This window comes from Helicobacter sp. MIT 21-1697, from assembly GCF_026241255.1.
GTDB lineage: Bacteria > Campylobacterota > Campylobacteria > Campylobacterales > Helicobacteraceae > Helicobacter_C.
Genome location: NZ_JAPHNC010000001.1, coordinates 301,133 through 317,999 on the forward strand (window position 1 = coordinate 301,133; position 16,867 = coordinate 317,999).

Annotated in this window: 18 protein-coding genes; 1 reads left to right on the top strand and 17 read right to left on the bottom strand. The window is 36.0% G+C overall.

What is annotated here, in order from left to right:
- Positions 1 to 19: 19 nt before the first annotated feature.
- The 17 genes from tolB to OQH61_RS01595 form a co-directional block, all read right to left on the bottom strand.
- Positions 20 to 1,279 (bottom strand): Tol-Pal system protein TolB, encoded by a 1,260-nt coding sequence (tolB, locus tag OQH61_RS01515; RefSeq protein ID WP_266025469.1) that lies wholly within the window; start codon positions 1,277 to 1,279, stop codon positions 20 to 22.
- Between the two features lie 9 nt (positions 1,280 to 1,288).
- Complete coding sequence (locus tag OQH61_RS01520) at positions 1,289 to 1,981, bottom strand: energy transducer TonB (RefSeq protein WP_266025470.1); 693 nt, start codon at positions 1,979 to 1,981, stop codon at positions 1,289 to 1,291.
- Between the two features lies 1 nt (position 1,982).
- Positions 1,983 to 2,378, bottom strand: a complete 396-nt coding sequence (locus OQH61_RS01525) for an ExbD/TolR family protein (RefSeq protein WP_266025471.1) — start codon at positions 2,376 to 2,378, stop codon at positions 1,983 to 1,985.
- Positions 2,379 to 2,385: 7 nt separating this feature from the next.
- Positions 2,386 to 2,949 (bottom strand): MotA/TolQ/ExbB proton channel family protein, encoded by a 564-nt coding sequence (locus tag OQH61_RS01530; protein ID WP_266025472.1) that lies wholly within the window; start codon positions 2,947 to 2,949, stop codon positions 2,386 to 2,388.
- Positions 2,950 to 2,962: 13 nt separating this feature from the next.
- The gene (gene atpC, locus OQH61_RS01535; protein ID WP_266025473.1) at positions 2,963 to 3,358 is read right to left on the bottom strand and encodes an ATP synthase F1 subunit epsilon; all 396 of its coding nucleotides are present in this window, start codon (positions 3,356 to 3,358) and stop codon (positions 2,963 to 2,965) included.
- Positions 3,359 to 3,366: 8 nt separating this feature from the next.
- Positions 3,367 to 4,767, bottom strand: a complete 1,401-nt coding sequence (gene atpD, locus OQH61_RS01540; protein WP_266025474.1) for a F0F1 ATP synthase subunit beta — start codon at positions 4,765 to 4,767, stop codon at positions 3,367 to 3,369.
- A 19-nt stretch (positions 4,768 to 4,786) separates the two neighbouring features.
- Complete coding sequence (gene atpG / locus OQH61_RS01545) at positions 4,787 to 5,680, bottom strand: ATP synthase F1 subunit gamma (RefSeq protein ID WP_266025475.1); 894 nt, start codon at positions 5,678 to 5,680, stop codon at positions 4,787 to 4,789.
- Between the two features lie 12 nt (positions 5,681 to 5,692).
- Positions 5,693 to 7,207 (bottom strand): F0F1 ATP synthase subunit alpha, encoded by a 1,515-nt coding sequence (gene atpA / locus OQH61_RS01550; protein ID WP_266025477.1) that lies wholly within the window; start codon positions 7,205 to 7,207, stop codon positions 5,693 to 5,695.
- Between the two features lie 21 nt (positions 7,208 to 7,228).
- Positions 7,229 to 7,753, bottom strand: coding sequence for a F0F1 ATP synthase subunit delta (locus OQH61_RS01555; RefSeq protein WP_266025478.1), 525 nt, complete (start codon positions 7,751 to 7,753; stop codon positions 7,229 to 7,231).
- The gene (locus tag OQH61_RS01560; RefSeq protein ID WP_266025479.1) at positions 7,753 to 8,268 is read right to left on the bottom strand and encodes a F0F1 ATP synthase subunit B; all 516 of its coding nucleotides are present in this window, start codon (positions 8,266 to 8,268) and stop codon (positions 7,753 to 7,755) included. The genes OQH61_RS01555 and OQH61_RS01560 overlap by 1 nt, the downstream gene beginning before the upstream one ends.
- A gap of 9 nt (positions 8,269 to 8,277) precedes the next feature.
- Positions 8,278 to 8,703 (bottom strand): FoF1 ATP synthase subunit B', encoded by a 426-nt coding sequence (locus OQH61_RS01565; protein ID WP_266025480.1) that lies wholly within the window; start codon positions 8,701 to 8,703, stop codon positions 8,278 to 8,280.
- A gap of 74 nt (positions 8,704 to 8,777) precedes the next feature.
- The gene (locus OQH61_RS01570) at positions 8,778 to 9,650 is read right to left on the bottom strand and encodes a ParB/RepB/Spo0J family partition protein (RefSeq protein ID WP_266025481.1); all 873 of its coding nucleotides are present in this window, start codon (positions 9,648 to 9,650) and stop codon (positions 8,778 to 8,780) included.
- 5 nt (positions 9,651 to 9,655) lie between these two features.
- Positions 9,656 to 10,441, bottom strand: coding sequence for a ParA family protein (locus OQH61_RS01575; protein WP_266025482.1), 786 nt, complete (start codon positions 10,439 to 10,441; stop codon positions 9,656 to 9,658).
- Positions 10,442 to 10,451: 10 nt separating this feature from the next.
- Positions 10,452 to 11,195 (bottom strand): biotin--[acetyl-CoA-carboxylase] ligase, encoded by a 744-nt coding sequence (locus tag OQH61_RS01580; protein WP_266025483.1) that lies wholly within the window; start codon positions 11,193 to 11,195, stop codon positions 10,452 to 10,454.
- The gene (locus OQH61_RS01585) at positions 11,189 to 12,103 is read right to left on the bottom strand and encodes a methionyl-tRNA formyltransferase (RefSeq protein ID WP_266025485.1); all 915 of its coding nucleotides are present in this window, start codon (positions 12,101 to 12,103) and stop codon (positions 11,189 to 11,191) included. Before OQH61_RS01585 ends, OQH61_RS01580 begins: the two co-directional genes overlap by 7 nt.
- The gene (gene proB, locus OQH61_RS01590) at positions 12,100 to 12,894 is read right to left on the bottom strand and encodes a glutamate 5-kinase (protein ID WP_266025486.1); all 795 of its coding nucleotides are present in this window, start codon (positions 12,892 to 12,894) and stop codon (positions 12,100 to 12,102) included. Before proB ends, OQH61_RS01585 begins: the two co-directional genes overlap by 4 nt.
- Before the next feature lie 81 nt (positions 12,895 to 12,975).
- The gene (locus OQH61_RS01595) at positions 12,976 to 15,141 is read right to left on the bottom strand and encodes a TonB-dependent receptor (protein ID WP_266025487.1); all 2,166 of its coding nucleotides are present in this window, start codon (positions 15,139 to 15,141) and stop codon (positions 12,976 to 12,978) included.
- A gap of 156 nt (positions 15,142 to 15,297) precedes the next feature.
- On the opposite strand from OQH61_RS01595, the gene OQH61_RS01600 reads away from it, so the two are divergent.
- Positions 15,298 to 16,863 (top strand): nickel ABC transporter substrate-binding protein, encoded by a 1,566-nt coding sequence (locus OQH61_RS01600; protein WP_266025488.1) that lies wholly within the window; start codon positions 15,298 to 15,300, stop codon positions 16,861 to 16,863.
- Positions 16,864 to 16,867 lie beyond the last annotated feature (4 nt).

The window sequence follows — 16,867 nt, forward strand, 5'->3', positions numbered from 1 at the left end:
CGCTATAAAAGTAAATATCTTACCAATCAAAAGCTTGGATTTTCATTTTGGTGAGGGGGAAAAAGTAATTTGTATTATAATCTATGCGAATTATGCCCAAAGCACTTTGTGCTTTATAATATTTAAGATACATAATTGTTCCACCATCATTTGAATATTTGGGCATTTGATTTTTGCCACTTGCTGTTAGTCGGCGGATATAATTTGAGCCCGGTGCGAGTGAAATAAGGTAGAGATTGAAAGTATTAGCACCAAATTCATTATTTGTTTCGCGACTTGTATAAACTGCGTATTTGCCATTTGAGGTAACTGCGCTATTATTGCGTCCGTGAAGTACAACTTGTTCTGTTCCACCTCCATCTACGCGCATCATAAAGATATTAGGATAACCAAGCCTATCGGAGACAAAGATAATTTCTTTTTCATTATTAACAAATTTTCCATCAACATCAATGCCTGAATAGTTTGTAAGCTTACGCAAATTTTTGCTCTTTGTATTGTAAAGATATAAATCAGAAAGAGCAGTGGGAGAGAGACTAAGTATAAGATTCTCTCCATTTTTACTCACATCAGAAACTATGGCAATGCCTTCGCTGCCGACAAGCTGTTCAATGTGTCCTGTGGTAAGATTATGTTTAAGAATTGTTGGGACGTCAAGATATTTTGTGTAGTAAATGCTTTCTTGTTTAGAATCTGCCCATTTAGGGAAAATATTGAGCCCACCTTTAACAACAACTTTTTGATAAGTGAGAGTATAATCAGCTATAAGAATCTCGCTATTGCCTGAAGATGTGTATTGTGAAAGCACAACAAGACGCTGCATCCATTGAATGCTTGGAGCTTGGATATAACTATTAATATCAATGCACATACGATGAGCAATAAAAGGAAAACGTTTGACATCATTTTCTGTGTAATCTTTGACATAGATGCGTTTTGAGGTATTAATATCATAAAGTGATATTGTGCCTGTGAGATTGTTTGCAGATTTACTGACTTTGATTTGAGCGAGCAGGTCAATTTTTTTGTCCGCATAATCTTTATATGCAACTTCTGAATTTTTATTCACCCCGCCATCATACACTTGGAAATGCCCACTTACCTTTAAATCAGCCGCAAGCATTTTTAGCACTTTTGTGCCAAAATCTGTATTCTCACTATCTAATCTTTCAACCACAATATATGGAATCTTGTTGGTATTTTTGATAATCTCCAATGTTGCGTCAATTCCAAATGATTTGACACTTAGTAATAATAGAATTAAACCAATAAATCTCATACAACTCCTTTAGTTTTTAAAAGTTATAGCAATCTCCCTTGTTCCCTTTGGGTGAGGTGGAAAGTGCATTTGTGTACATTCTTCAAGCATCATTTTGAGAGAATCATCAAAAGCTATATTGCTAGAATATTTTACAATTTTATAACTAAAAACTCCATTGTCTGTAATACGAATATGAACTAATGCCTGCATTTTATCTTCAACATAGAATGTTTGCTGCCATTTTTGGTGGATTATTTTTTCAATTTGTGCATACCACTCATCATATTCCCCATCATTTTGAGCACTATTGGTGCTGATAGTCAAATTGCTGAGAGTATTAAGTTTATTCTGCAACTCTTGAGCTGTCGATTGTAGATCTTTGATTTGTTGCTCTTTAGCATTTTGTTCTACTCTATCGCGATTGTCTCCTATGGGGGTATTTTGTGAGGGTTGATTGCTATCTATTCTATCAAATATATCTTTGATTCCTGAACCTGCAAGAGGATTATTTGTTGATGAAGAGTTCTTATTTGGACTTGGAGTGGGCTTATCATCAATAATAGCCTCAATGCTAAGGGCATTGAGTGAAATTGCTGATTCTTTAAGAGAAGAATAGTGTATGGGCGAAACAAAAAGAGTAAAAACAAAAGCAATAATAATAAAACAATAAATACAGAGTGAAATGATGCCACTTGTGATAAATAACAGAGCATTATTCATTTTAGCTACTAGTAACAAGAGATACTTTAAGAAAACCGGATTCTTTGGCAACTTTAAGAATATAAATAATATCTTCATATTTAAGATTTTTATCCGCTCGGATAAAAATATGTATATCTTTATCAAAGTTTTTACTAAAAAGCACGAAGCTATCCGCAAAATTTTTAAATTCATATACTTTATCGCGTATATAGATTTTTCTGTGAGCACTCACACGTATTTCAAGCATAGTATCTTTAGCAATTTTTTTTGTTTTAGAGCCTTTGGGGAGTGTAATATCTTCTTGATAAGTGATTGTAGGTGTGCTGACCATAAGGATTGCCAAAAGCACCAACATAATATCTACAAGTGGTGTGATATTAAGTTCAGGCTTTTCTTCCCAATCAAACTCTTCCATTAGAATCCTATTTGCTTGAAAGCATAATATCAATTTGCATTTGAATACAGGTAATAATATGGTATGACTTGCGTTTAAGAAGTAAATGAAATGAATAGGCAGGAATTGCTACAAGAATGCCTGTTGCAGTCGCTACAAGAGCTTTTGATATAACAGGTGCTATTACATCAAAAGATACATTGCCACCACCAAGATAACTAAAAGCTTCTAAAATTTCAACTACCGTTCCAAAAAGCCCTATAAAAGGTGCAGTAGAAGCTATAATGCTTAAAAATACAAGAGATGAGGTAGCTTTTTGAGTTGCTTTAAGTTTCCATACTTGACATATTTCTTTTGAGATATGTCCTCCACTTTTTTCAAGCAAAGCATTGATAAAAGTATTTTTTGGAACAAGAATACTTTTGGCTAAGAGCATATCAAGATGGTATTTTTCTGATGCTAACCAATCGCCAAGTGTAAAATTTTTATAGATATAAATCCAAAATGTAACAAGAAAATATACAGAAAGCCAGCAAAGCACAAGAATAGTTGTTATTGTGCTTTCTTCAAAAAAAGTTTTAAAAACACTCATAATGCTGCATTTTCTATTCTATGAATTTTTTATAACCACTTTCAACACGAGAAACTACCATACCAAATAAGGCATCATCGTCTGAAGCTTCTTTAAGAAGGGTTTTGGCATCATCAATGGCTAAAGCAATTTCGGATTCCGTATTACCTGCAATAGCGACTGCACCATCAGCAATAATTTTTACATCAGCATTTGATATTTGGGCGTGTCCCCAATTAATTGCTATAAGTCCTTTATCACCTTCTAAGCTTTCAAATTCAATAACACCAACCTTAAGAAGTGAGAGAAGATTACAATGTCCCGGAAAAACACCAAACTCTCCTTCGCTACCGGGCATAATGACGTGTTTGACCGTGCCATTATAGATACTCCCATAAGGAGTTACAATACTGAGTGTGAGACTTTCCATATTATCACCTACGCATTTTTAAGCTTTTGAGCTTTTTCTAGTGCTTCTTGAATATTGCCCACCAAATAGAAAGCATTTTCAGGAATATCATCATATCTGCCTTCTAAAATACCTTTAAATCCTTCAAGTGTTTCTTCAAGTGTTACATACTTGCCGGGGCTACCTGTAAAAATTTCTGCAACAAAGAAAGGTTGGGATAAGAATCTTTCAATCTTTCTTGCTCGAGCAACCACTTGTTTGTCTTCTTCTGAAAGTTCATCCATACCCAAAATAGCAATGATGTCTTGCAAGTCTTTGTATTTTTGTAGCACTTGTTGCACACCTGTTGCAATTTTATGGTGTTCTTCGCCGACAATTTGAGGGTCAAGGATTCTTGATGTTGAACCAAGAGGATCTACTGCAGGGTAGATTCCTTTTTCGGCAATTTTTCTATCAAGCACTGTTGTCGCATCAAGATGTGCAAATACAGATGCAGGAGCTGGGTCAGTTAAGTCATCTGCTGGCACATATACAGCTTGAACCGAAGTAATTGAACCTTTTTTGGTTGAGGTGATACGTTCTTGAAGTTTGCCCATTTCACCTGCAAGTGTAGGCTGATAACCAACTGCCGAAGGAATGCGTCCAAGAAGTGCTGACATTTCAGAACCAGATTGTGCATATCTAAAAATATTATCAATAAACATAAGCACATCAAGTCCTTTTTCATCGCGGAAGTATTCTGCCATTGTCAAACCTGTAAAAGCAATGCGATTCCTTGCTCCCGGTGGTTCATTCATTTGACCATAGCAAAGGGCAACTTTATCTAAAACACCGCCTTCTTTCATTTCGTGATACAAGTCGTTTCCTTCCCTTGTGCGCTCACCCACACCTGCAAAAACAGAATAACCACTGTGTTTATAGGCAACATTGTGGATAAGCTCCATAATAACAACTGTTTTACCTACGCCTGCACCACCAAACAATCCAACTTTTCCACCCTTAGAATAAGGAGCAAGAAGATCAACGACTTTAATGCCTGTTTCAAACATTTCTGTTCTTGTGCTTTGATTCTCAAAGCTTGGGGCTTCTCTGTGAATAGCCCACTTAAGGTCGCTATCAAGAGGTTTGCCTCCATCAATAACATCACCAGTAACATTGAATATTCTTCCTAAGACAGCTTCCCCCACAGGCACTTCAATGGGTTTGCCGCGTGCCTTAACTCCCTGTCCGCGTATAAGCCCTTCTGTCATATCCATAGCAATTGTTCTTACACGATTGTCTCCAAGATGTGCTGCAACTTCTAGAACGAGATTATTTTTTCGTCCCTCTACGTCAAAATCTACATCAATAGCCTCATTAATCATTGGTAAATAGGAGCTGAACTCAACATCTACCACTGGACCCATTACCTGTGTAATTTTACCTTCCATTTATTCTCCTTTGCAAAATTTATTTTATGGCTTCAGCACCAGCATTAATCTCAACGAGTTCTGTCGTGATTGCTTCTTGCCGAGCTTTATTAAGAGAGATTGTGAGGCTTTTGACCAAATCTCCGGCATTATTAGTTGCTGCGTCCATAGCTTGGATTCTCGCGCTGTGTTCGGCAGCTAGAGAATCAACGAGAGCGTAATACATATTGTATTGCACATACTTTTTTGCAAGCTCATCTAGTATGGTATTTTCTTCATCTTCTGGCTCAATATTGAGGATAGAAAATTGTTCATCTTGTTTGATATTGATTGTAAGAGGTAGAATAGCTTGTGATTCTAATTCTTGAGAAATCATATTCTTGAACCCATTATGCACAATTATTACCTGATCAGTCGCACCATTAAGAAAATCCTCAACTACATTTTCTATAAATGCTTCGGCTCTTTCAAAAGTTGGTGTAGCACTTAAGCCTATAGCTTTATCTAGCACTTCAATATCGTTGAACGCAAAAAATGAAATTCCTGTTTTGCCAATACCTCTTAATCGCACTTTAATACCTTGCTGCTTATATGTCTCCATAAGTCGCAGCACTTCTTTGATGGTTGTGATATTAAATCCACCACACAAACCTTTATCAGCAGTAATAAATATAATATCAAGTTTTTTAATTTCACGACCTTCAGAGTTGGCAAAATAGCGACTATTAATATTATCAAGTCCTCGTACGCGAATCTTTGCTACCACATCGTGAAATACTGCGCTTAGTTGCTTGGCATACACTTTTGAGCGTCTTGCAAGCTCTTCGGCTTTTTTTAACTTAGAGCTAGAGACAAGTTTCATAGCCTTAGTTGTTTTTTGTGTGTTTTTAACACTGCTGATTTTTCTTTTAATATCTTTAAGGTTGCCTCCCATAATAGCTCCTCATTACGCTCCAAAGTTAATTTTAAATTCTTCAAGAGCCTTACTAAGCTCAGCTTCAGTTTCTTTATCAAGTGCCTTTTTTGCGCTAATATCTTCAAAAATTTTGGGATATTTTGCTTCAAGGAATGGATAAAGCTCGGCTTCAAATTTTGTAACCCTACTAGCTTGGATATCATCAAGGTATCCGTTTGCACCAGCATAAATAATGATTACCTGCTTTTCAATTGAAAGAGGAGAATAAGGAGGTTGTTTGAGGATTTCTACCATTCTTTGTCCTCGTTCAAGTTGTTTGCGGCTTGATTCATCAAGGTCAGATGCGAATTGAGAAAATGCTTGAAGTTCTCTATATTGAGCCAAATCAAGGCGCAATGTTCCAGCTACTTGCTTCGTAGCCTTAATTTGGGCAGCTCCTCCTACGCGTGAAACAGATAATCCTACATTAATAGCAGGGCGAATACCGGAGTTGAATAAATCTGTTTCAAGGAATATTTGTCCATCAGTAATTGAAATAACATTTGTTGGAATATAAGCTGCCACATCTCCCGCTTGTGTTTCAATAATAGGGAGTGCTGTTAAAGAACCTGCACCAAGCTCATCATTGAGTTTTGCTGCCCTTTCAAGGAGGCGAGAATGGAGATAAAATACATCGCCGGGGAATGCTTCACGTCCGGGAGGTCTTCTTAAAATAAGAGACATTTCACGATATGCCACAGCGTGCTTACTTAAGTCATCATAGATGATAAGGGCGTGTCGTGCATTGTCTCTAAAATATTCTCCAATTGTAACACCTGTATATGGAGCAAGAAATTGCATTGCTGCAGAAAAAGAAGCAGGAGCATTCACTACAACGGTATAGTCCATAGCCCCGTGTTCCTCAAGTTTGCGCACAACTTGAGCAACGGTTGATTCTTTTTGCCCCACAGCGACATAGATACAAATGACATCTTGTCCCTTTTGGTTGATAATTGTATCTATGGCAACTGTTGTTTTACCTGTCTGCCTATCGCCTATGATAAGCTCTCTTTGTCCTCGTCCGATTGGCACAAGCGCATCAATAGCCTTAAGACCTGTTTGAAGAGGTTGATGAACAGATTTGCGTGCCATAATGCCCGGAGCCTTTTCTTCAACAAAGCGATATTCAGTTGCTTCAATTGTTCCTTTTCCGTCAATAGGCTCACCTAGTGTATTAATAACACGTCCAACTACGGCATCTCCTACCGGCACTTTCATTAGTTTTTTGAGACGTTTGACAGAAGTTCCTTCTTTGATTGTGCGTCCAGAACCAAGCACAACCACACCTACACTACTTTCTTCAAGGTTAAAGGCAATGCCTGTATCACCCGTATCAAATTCTACCATCTCATAATACATCACATTATTAAGCCCATATACTTTTGCCACACCATCAGCATAGGCGATAACCTTACCTGTTTCGCTAATATCAATGTTGATATTAAAATTCTCAATTCTCTCTTTGATGATTGAGCTGATTTCTTCTGATTTGATTTTTGTTGTCACTTTTCTCTCCTTGTGTTAAAATTAAAGTGCTTTGAGTATATGATGTTTTAAATCATTGCTAAAGCGTTCTTTGGAAAAAGACACTTCAATACCCAAGTCCTCAACGCTTAACTTAATACCATCTACCTCGTTCAGCTTTTGCTTAATGCTAAGTTTGACACCAAGTTTTTTAGCTAGAGAATCTTGAATTTTCTCCAATGTTTTGGTGTCTAAGTCTTCTCTAGTAGTAAGTGTTGCTGCATATTCTTTTTTGCGTGCAAGCAAACGTTTTTCAAGCTCATCACTGATGTATGGAATAAGTAATATTCTATCAGATTGTGCTAAGAGGCGGAAAAAATTTTGGAGTTTTGTATCAACCTTACCTACAGATTCTAGTAAGAATTGTTCTTTTTGTGTTTTGCTTAAAAATGGTGAAGCAATAATATCAGCATTCTTTTTATTTTTAAGCACAGCAGAGAATCCTTTGAGGATATTCAAAACTTCATCTAAATCACTAACAGAATCCACAAGAGCTTGAGTATATTTTTTTGAGATGATATGGAGCATTATGAAATCCTTTTTGTAATGATATTAACATAATCTTCTTTATTAAGTTGAATATCACCACTTTGTATCAATTTGTTTAAGAGCTCATCAACAGCTTCGTGAGTAACTTTTCTACGCTCAAACTCAATATTTGATTCAAGCATATATTTGAGAGTTTCTATATCTTTTTTAATTTGGTCATTATATTTTTGTTCTACTAAATACGCTTCTTGTTTAGCAGCATTAACAATACTTTTAGCTTTCTCTTTGCTTTCTTCTAAGCGCTTTTGAGTAGCTTCTTTTTCTCGTTTTGCTTTGTGGAGATTTTCTTGTACTTCTTGCAAACGAGCTGAAATAGCATTTCTTCTTTTTACAAAAATACCTTTGATAGAATCAAATGCAAAATACCATAAAATCGCAACAAATATCACAAAATTAATAACGCGCTGAATAAAGTCGCTTTCTTCAATGTTTGCCGATGCAAAAATTAAAGAAGGAAAACTCACGCATATTGCAAAAAAAACTATTTTTTTCATTATCCCCTCCTAAATTTGTTTAAGTTTTGTATTGAGTATTGTTTGAAACAAAGGAAGCTGCTCAAGCAATTCTGCATAAAGCTGCGATTTTTGTTCTTGTAGTTCCTGTTTGTATTGTGTAAGTTTGCTTTCATTTTCGGCTTTTTTTGCATTCATTTTGTGTTCGTATGCAGTTTTTGCTTCTTTTGTTGCAGATTCTAGAATCTGCGCTGCTTCTTTTCTAGCAAGAGAAAGTATTTGAGCAATTTCTTCCTCAAGATGTTGAGTATCACTTTTATAAGTTTGGGTGCTTAATAAATCACGTTCTATGGAATTATCGCGATTATTCATAAAAGTAAGAATAGGTTTAAAAAGCCACTGGTTAAGGAGGTAGATTAAGGCTATAAAAGTTATAAAAACAAGCAACATAAGATAAGGGTTAAGAGTGATACTCATCTAATCTCCTTTAATTCAAGATAAAATTGTAAATATTTTAACAAGTTAAAATATATTAAACCTTAAAGCAAACATTATTTTGACATTTTTTTTATTAAGGTGGTAATTTCCGCATCACTTTGAAAGATAATGCTTATCTTAGATGTATTGATATGACTTTGGATACCCATATCTTTAAATATGTTCTGAAGCGCATACAAAAGCTCTTTGTCAAGGATTTGAGTATGTTTTAAAATATTTTTTTTGGAAAGTGTTTCTTTTTTGTCTTTAATTTTCTTAATTAATGTTTCAGTATCACGCACATTTAATTTTTGCCCGATAATTGAATCTGCTACAAGTTTTTGTTCTTTTTCACCAAGTGTAACAAGCATTTTTGCGTGTCCTTGACTGATTTTGTTTTCATTCAGCAAATCCTTAACTTCATCACTTAATTGCAATAAACGCAAAGTATTGGTAATTTGTGTGCGTGATTTATTGATACGTTTAGAAAGCTCTTCGTGAGTCATATCATATTCTTCAAGTAACTCTTGGTAAGAAAGAGCAAGCTCAATCGCCCCTAAATCTTCTCGTTGAATATTCTCAATAATAGCTAATTCGCGCATATATTTGAAATCAATTTCTGCTACAATCGCTTTAATATTGCTCAATCCTGCGAGTTTAGAAGCGCGCAGCCTACGTTCCCCAGCGATAAGCACATAGTCTCCATCGCCATTATCATATACAATTACAGGTTGGAGCAACCCGTGTTCTTTAATAGATTCTGAAAGTTCTTGAAGTGCTTGTGGATTAAAAGTTTTTCTTGGTTGGTAAGGATTGGGTTTGATAATATCAACATCAAGCTCTAATACAAGTGAAGAATTATCGCTAAGATTCTGTTCATATGCTTCTGCGGTTTCAGAGAGTATTGCTCCAAGTCCCCTACCCATTGCCAATTTTTTTTTAGCCATTACTTTTACGCTCCTTGCAAAATGACACGAGCAAGATTCTCATAAGCTATACTTCCATTAGAGCGAGTATCATAAAGCATAATGGGTTTGCCAAAACTTGGAGATTCGGCAAGCTTGACACTACGCGGGACTATGATAAATTCATCTTTGTCTTTGAAAAGCTCTCTGCTAAAATGTTGTGCAAGCTCTTCAAATACTTGTCTTGAAAGATTGTGTTGCCCTGAATACATAGTGGGCAAAAATCCTTTAATGCTTAATCTCGGATTAATCGTATCTTTAAGAAGTTTAATCGTATTGAGCAGTTGGGCTAAGCCCTCAAGTGCAAAAAATTCACATTGAATTGGCACAATCACAGAATCTGCAGCAGCCAAAGCATTCACGGTAAGCGAGCCAAGTGCGGGTGGAGAATCAATGACAATAAAATCATATTGATTTTTTATTTCTTCAATTTTTTTACTTAAAAGGAGCTCTCGCCCTTTCATATTATTTTTATTATAAAATTCTTTTTCAATACCTGCTAAACCAATATTTGAAGGTGCAATATCAAGATTTGGAATGTCAGTTTTGAGTATGATTTGAGAAAGTTTTTTTGAGCCTGTAAGCACGTGATACATATCAGATTCTATTTTATTGCGGCGGATACCAAAACTTGTTGTTGCATTCGCTTGTGGGTCATAATCAATGATTAACACACTTTTATTTGCTGAAGCCAAAAAGGCTGCCAAATTCACAGTGGTAGTTGTTTTGCCTACACCACCTTTTTGGTTTGCTATGGTTATAATTTCACTCATTTTCTCCCCTTTAACGTAAGCTATAAATTTTATGTCCATCAATGCTCAAAGAACCATCTTCGTTGAGCATTGTATCTTTCAGATAAATGCGTTTATCCTGAAAATGAAAAAAATAAGAGTTATTTTTGTGAAATTCTAACTTATAAATACTAAAAATCTGCTTCCACGATATAAATTTTTCAAAGCTTTGAAAAAAATCGCTTAAAAAGCCCAAGTGTTCTATATTGGCGCTGATTGATTTTTCTAAAGTGGCGTAGTGTTGGCTCTTTGGAACATTAGAAGAATCATAAAGATTTATGCCCATACCACATACAAGGCTATTGCGTATTTTTTGTGTGAGGATACCGCCAATTTTGTGTGTATCTCTATATAAATCGTTAGGGTATTTAAGCCACACATTTGCACCAAGTGAGAGAAGAAATTGTTGCAAAATTACACCAAAAAATATGGAGCTTGATTCTATCTTTAAATCTTGAGGCAAACTCGCTAGCGGCAGGGCAAATGAAAACATAAGTCCTCGTGGCACACTTTCCCATTGATTGCCTCGGCTTCCTATGCCTTGTGTTTGTTGTGTAGCGTGGATACAAAAAGGTGCTTTAAGCGTTTTTGATTTAATTTTTTCAATCGCATAAGTTTGGGTAGAGGGTAATGTATCAAAATGGTATATATGTTCTTTAAGGAGCGCAATAAAAGAAGTTGTAAAAAAGCCTTGTGATGCATTTGAGTTATTGGGACTCTCTTGTGAGTTTAGCATAATATATCACCCACATTCAGTCGTTTGCCGCGCAAATAAATTGCAGCAGTGAGCCTTTCTTTTCCCTCTTGCTGTAATGCACCAATGCATACGCTTCCTTGCTTGCAGCCTATAACAATACCTTGAGTGTCAATGTTTAGAATCTCTCCCATTTTGTGTGAATGAGTAGATTCTATAAGGGTAACATCAAAGAGTTTCAGTATGTAACCTTTTGTGCTTTTGATAAAAATATGGGGCCACTCACAATATGCTAAATATTTATAATACACATTTGTAGCGCAGCTTAAATCTACATAGCCATCAGATTTTTTAATTTTAGTGCAATAGCTTGTATCTGCATTGATTTGCTCTAATGGCTCAATCTCTTGTAAATGTGTGAGAACATATAATGCGAGTTTTGACCCTGCATAGCTTAGTTGAGCAGAGAGTTGAGTGATATTTTGTCGTGTATTTGGCACATAATGTAGTCCTAAAATTGCTCCTTTATCAAGTTCTTCATTCATTTTGATAGCACTTACCCCAAAATAGAGAGGTTGAGTAAGTATCATTTGTTGAATCGGACTTGCACCGCGCCATAAAGGTAAAATTGAGGCGTGAATATTAATACAGGGTGCAATGTCTAAAAATGCTCTAGGCAATATTTTTCCATAAGCTACCACGAGTATCATATCAGGTTTTAATGCTTGAATATGGGCAGTAAATGCTTCATCAATCTTGTTAGGTTGTAAAATTTCTATACCCAAATGGGCGAAACTTTCTTTAGTATGAGGAGCTTTAAGCTCACCTTTGCGCCCAAATGGCTTATCAGGCTGACAGATAAGGGCGAGAATCTTAAATATATTGCTTTCTATTATAGGTGCAAATATTGCCGATGCAAATGCAGGCGTTCCAGCCAAAATGAGTGTCATATAAATGTCTTTATATCTTGAGAATCTGCGGGACAAAAAAGTGTGCCTGAACTTTGTTTCTTATGCAAAAGAAAGTCTCTTAATACATCAAGTTTGCGTCCGTGGCTTAAAAACATCATACATTTGCGTTGAAGTAAAAAGTCTGCCGCGATGAGTTTTGTAACAATCCCTCCTGTGGCAAAATCTCCGTGTGGGCTATGAGTTTGCTCTAATGCGCTTGCAGGGATAGAATGCACGATAGGGAGGATTTGTGCATCATCGTATTGATGAGGGTTTTTGTCAAAATAGCCATCAATATCGCTTAAAATAATAAGGAGTTTTGCACCAAAATAATATGTTACATACGCGCCAAGCCTATCATTGTCGCCAAAAACCATTTCATCTGTGGCGATAGTATCATTTTCATTAATGATAGGTAGCACATTATGTGCTAAAAGGGTATCAATCGTATCTTTTGCAAAAGCTGTATTTCGGCGAGAATCAAAATCACGCCACACAAGAAGCAATTGTGCAGTAGGAATACCATAATCTTTCAATGCCTCACGATAAGATTCCATTAATAAAGGCTGTCCAATACTTGCAAGAGCTTGTTTGTTTTGCAAAGAGTTTCTCTCTATATGGAGTGTAGTATGTCCGCTTGCTACAGCCCCAGAGCTAACAAGAATGACATCATAACGCACTTTAAGCTCACTGATAATGTGTGCAAGTGCTTTAATTTGCATTTTATCAATGATTTTGCCATTGCAGAGATTTGAAGAGCCAATTTTAAGAACTATTCGTGGCTTTTGCATATTGAGAATCTCCATTATAATTTGTAGTATAAGTGTAAAAGCAGATTATATCCTTAAGTCGCTTAAAAACACTTCTTTAAATTATAATTTGTATCGTAGTTGTAACGAATAACTTGCTCCAGCTACTTGGTAAAAATCATAATAGCGATTGTTGGTAATATTAGCAAAACTTGCAGATATATCAATACCATTTTTAAAATTATAGCCACACTTGGCATTGAGCGTAAATTGAGATTCGTAATTACCATAGGTGTCGCTTAAAGCGGGAGTATTAAGATCATCAGCATAAAATGCGGGCGCATAATATGCCCACATTGAAGCATATAATCCATATTGTGGAAGATAATTAAGTGCGATATTTACCATATGTTTTGGTGTTGCTGCGAGTTGTTTGCCCTCTGTATCTTTTTTTGCATTATTTTTGATAATCGTAGCAAGGGTGAGGGTATAATTGCTTTCTATATACAAATCACTAAGAATAGGCACTTGTGCGCTTATTTCTACGCCATGAATGCGTCCGCGCCCAGCATTGACATTTTGATAAGGATTATTTTCCTTGCCTGTGCCAGAGCGATATATCATATCCCATAGCTCTGTATCATAATAATAGAATTTTCCCTCAAATCCTTTATGTTGGTATTCTACGCCAATATCAAAGCTCAATGCACTCTCTTGTTTCAAATCGGGATTAATCTTCCAATATGTATTAGAATGTGTGAATTGATACATATCACGCATAGTTGGCATTCTAAAGCCAGAACCAATGGAGCTTTTAAGTATGATATTTTGCAAAAAGTTTGGAGCATAATTAATGGAGGCTTTAGGACTAAACACAGAGGATATTGCTCCTTGATTGTTGCGATTTGTTGCAGGATTATTATTATCTAAGAGGTATCCATCAAAGTTTTTCCAATAATCATAACGCATTCCAAGAGTGCTAGAGAGATGAGGCAACCACTCTGAATCTACGCTCATATAAGCAGAAGCGACAAAGGCTTTCCCGCCATAGCTACGATAGACATCAGTGCGGCTTTTGTAGTCTTTCCAGTTTGTCATATTGGCATTAAGTTGTGTAAATGTGTAATAACGAAATTGCATTGCGGTGTTTAAAGAATGAATAGAGTTTAAATTGACACGATAGAACATATCAAGATAATTACTTGTAGAATCTATATCTTGTGTTGTCCCTGCACCACCATATCTATCGCCTTCTCCTTGTTTTGCATCTTGCCAGAGGCTAAAAAGATTTAATGTTGAAAAAGCAATTTTAAAATAAGATTCTAAAAAATCGTGTTGATAGGTGAGATTCCCTAATAAATGTGAATATGTCCCCATACCACCAAGTCCAGAGCCCACAAAATAATCTTTGCCATTGATAAGATGAATGTCTTGTCCAGCGCTATCTTTGACAGAGCTTTTAAAATGTCCAAAGGTGTAGTTGTGATTAGAAAAGCTTATCATACTTGAGAGCATATCAGAATCACTTATATCATATTCTGCCCTCAAACGAATGTCATAAATAGCGTAGTCTCGTCTGCCACCATCACCAAGAATATGATTTCCTGCTTTATCGGTGGGTATATTGATATTATTTGGTGCTGTTTCAGAGCTTGGAAGTAGAGTAGGGAAACTAGAATATCCATCGCTATGTGTAAGTCCTGCGCTAAGCTTTACTCTCAATCTTTTATCTATAAATACATCACCCACACTTGCAAATGCACGAATGAGATTTTTTTCGGCGGTGTCTTTATACAATTCATTGCCATAGCTAAGTAGAAATTGAGATTGGAATTGTGTAGGCATAGCAGTGATGAAATGAACTACGCCACCAATTGCTCCAGCACCATAGAGGCTAGAAAGCGCTCCACGAGCTACCTCTACGCGTTCTACATCATAGAGGGAAATTTGATTTAAGATTCTATTCTCTCCCTCTAAATCACTTAGAATCACGCCATCAAGCATAAGGAGAGTGCCATAATTAATGCCACGAATTTTCACTTTTGGACGCGGATTAAATCCTACATCATTATCTACACGCACACCAGAAAGCTTTTTAATTGTATCAGTGATTTTAGTATTTGGTATATATTGAATGTGTTTGTTATCTACCACACTTACATTGCTCGGGATTTTTTCCACATCAGTTGCAAGCGTATTGCCTGTAATAATTGATTTATTGAGAGTGTAAGATTGCATTGAATAAGCAAAACCCATACAAAATGCAAGGTTACATAGGATTTTAAACATCATTTATCCTTTCATATTTTAATATTATTGTAGCATATAGGCTAATTAAATATTACTTAATTAATTTTTTTATGTAATAAATATGATATACTATAATATTTTAGATATTTTGAAGTTATATTTGAAAAGATTAAGGGTATTGAACGAGGAGAAAATATGCGTGTCATAGTAATAGTTTTTATTTGTATAGGTGTATTGTGGGGAAAAAATACATTGATTATGGCAGTGTCTGAAAATATAGGCGCACTGAATCCACAAGGTTATCAAGGTAATGCAATGTTTGCGCAAAATGCTATTTATGAGGGTTTGGTGCGTGTAGATAAGCAAGGGAAAATTATACCAAGCTTGGCACTTTCGTGGCATATAAGCCAAGATGGTTTAAGTTATGAATTTACATTGCGTGAGGGAGTGAAGTTTTCAAATGGTGAAACATTTAATGCTGATGCAGTGGTGCTCAATTTTCAATCTATCCTTAAAAATAGAGCAAGGCATTCGTGGAGTGGCTTGGCTATGGCAATTAAAGACATACAAAAAGTGAGTGAATACAAAGTGCGTCTCCTCCTCAAGCACCCATATAGTCCAACGCTTAATGAGCTCTCTGTAGCACGTCCTTTTAGATTCTTAGCTCCGAGTGCAATGCCTAAGGACTTAGATTTGATTAAGCACAATCCAAAGCCTATTGGCACAGGGGCTTATATGTTAAGTGATTCTAAACTTGGCGTGAGCGATACATTACTTAAGAATCCACATTATTGGGATAAAGAGGCTTATAATGGAATTTATTATGATGAGGTTATTTTAAAGGTAATTTTTGACCCTAATGCTAAGCTTGCGGCACTTAAATCAAAACAAATAGATATGATTTATGGATATGACCAGATTCCATTAGAAATATTTAAAAATATGCAAAATGATAAACATTTTAATACTTACCTTAGCCCTTCTATTTATAGCACGAGCCTTGTCATTAATTCTGCTTCGCCCATTCTTGCTTTGAGCAATGAGAAGTCTTCGCAGAGTTTGCGCAAAATTATTGCGCTTGGCATTGATAAAGCAAAAATTACTCAAGCAGTCTATGGGGGATTACAAGAGAGGGCAGATATGATTTTTGCACCTACTTTTGTTCATTCACTTGGCTCACATAATGCCCCAAAAATACTTCCCTATAAACCAAAAGAGGCTAAAGGGGCTATCGCATTACTCTTACAAGATTCTCAAGCTGTCTTATTGCGCCATAGAGGTGTAGAGATACTTTTTAGTGGAGATAATCCAGCCCATAAGATGATGGCAGAAATTTTACAAAGTGAGTTTAAAACCATTGGTATCAAAGCGCGTTTAAGTGCAAGTGAGCCCACCATTTATCGTAATCGCTTGGTTAAGGGCGCATTTGATATGGCTTTTAGTGAGACTTGGGGTGCGCCCTATGAGCCTTTGAGTATGCTGTATTCTATGCTCATTCCTAGTCATATTGATTTTGCAGCACAAGCAGGTTTAAGTCAAAAACCTTATATTGATAAGCTCATTAGAGAACTCATTGCTCTTAATCCTCGCTCTCAAATATTTTATACCACCTTGAGTGAAGTAATAGCCCTATTGCAAGAGAGTGGTGTGTATATCCCGCTCACTTATCAAAGAAATAAGGCAATCGCCCATAAGAAAATTAAAGGCATTAAAATGGGTGTGGTAAGCTATGAAGTGCCATTTTGGGAAATGTATGAATAAACAA

Coding starts and splice junctions, on each gene's coding strand:
- OQH61_RS01565 (WP_266025480.1), bottom strand. CDS start 8,703: ATGAGTATCACTCTTAACCCTTATCTTATGTTGCTTGTTTTTATAACT.
- OQH61_RS01580 (WP_266025483.1), bottom strand. CDS start 11,195: ATGCTAAACTCACAAGAGAGTCCCAATAACTCAAATGCATCACAAGGC.
- atpG (WP_266025475.1), bottom strand. CDS start 5,680: ATGGGAGGCAACCTTAAAGATATTAAAAGAAAAATCAGCAGTGTTAAA.
- atpC (WP_266025473.1), bottom strand. CDS start 3,358: ATGGAAAGTCTCACACTCAGTATTGTAACTCCTTATGGGAGTATCTAT.
- tolB (WP_266025469.1), bottom strand. CDS start 1,279: ATGAGATTTATTGGTTTAATTCTATTATTACTAAGTGTCAAATCATTT.
- OQH61_RS01560 (WP_266025479.1), bottom strand. CDS start 8,268: ATGAAAAAAATAGTTTTTTTTGCAATATGCGTGAGTTTTCCTTCTTTA.
- OQH61_RS01530 (WP_266025472.1), bottom strand. CDS start 2,949: ATGAGTGTTTTTAAAACTTTTTTTGAAGAAAGCACAATAACAACTATT.
- OQH61_RS01595 (WP_266025487.1), bottom strand. CDS start 15,141: ATGTTTAAAATCCTATGTAACCTTGCATTTTGTATGGGTTTTGCTTAT.
- OQH61_RS01585 (WP_266025485.1), bottom strand. CDS start 12,103: ATGACACTCATTTTGGCTGGAACGCCTGCATTTGCATCGGCAATATTT.
- proB (WP_266025486.1), bottom strand. CDS start 12,894: ATGCAAAAGCCACGAATAGTTCTTAAAATTGGCTCTTCAAATCTCTGC.
- OQH61_RS01520 (WP_266025470.1), bottom strand. CDS start 1,981: ATGAATAATGCTCTGTTATTTATCACAAGTGGCATCATTTCACTCTGT.
- OQH61_RS01555 (WP_266025478.1), bottom strand. CDS start 7,753: ATGCTCCATATCATCTCAAAAAAATATACTCAAGCTCTTGTGGATTCT.
- OQH61_RS01600 (WP_266025488.1), top strand. CDS start 15,298: ATGCGTGTCATAGTAATAGTTTTTATTTGTATAGGTGTATTGTGGGGA.
- atpD (WP_266025474.1), bottom strand. CDS start 4,767: ATGGAAGGTAAAATTACACAGGTAATGGGTCCAGTGGTAGATGTTGAG.
- OQH61_RS01575 (WP_266025482.1), bottom strand. CDS start 10,441: ATGAGTGAAATTATAACCATAGCAAACCAAAAAGGTGGTGTAGGCAAA.
- OQH61_RS01570 (WP_266025481.1), bottom strand. CDS start 9,650: ATGGCTAAAAAAAAATTGGCAATGGGTAGGGGACTTGGAGCAATACTC.
- OQH61_RS01525 (WP_266025471.1), bottom strand. CDS start 2,378: ATGGAAGAGTTTGATTGGGAAGAAAAGCCTGAACTTAATATCACACCA.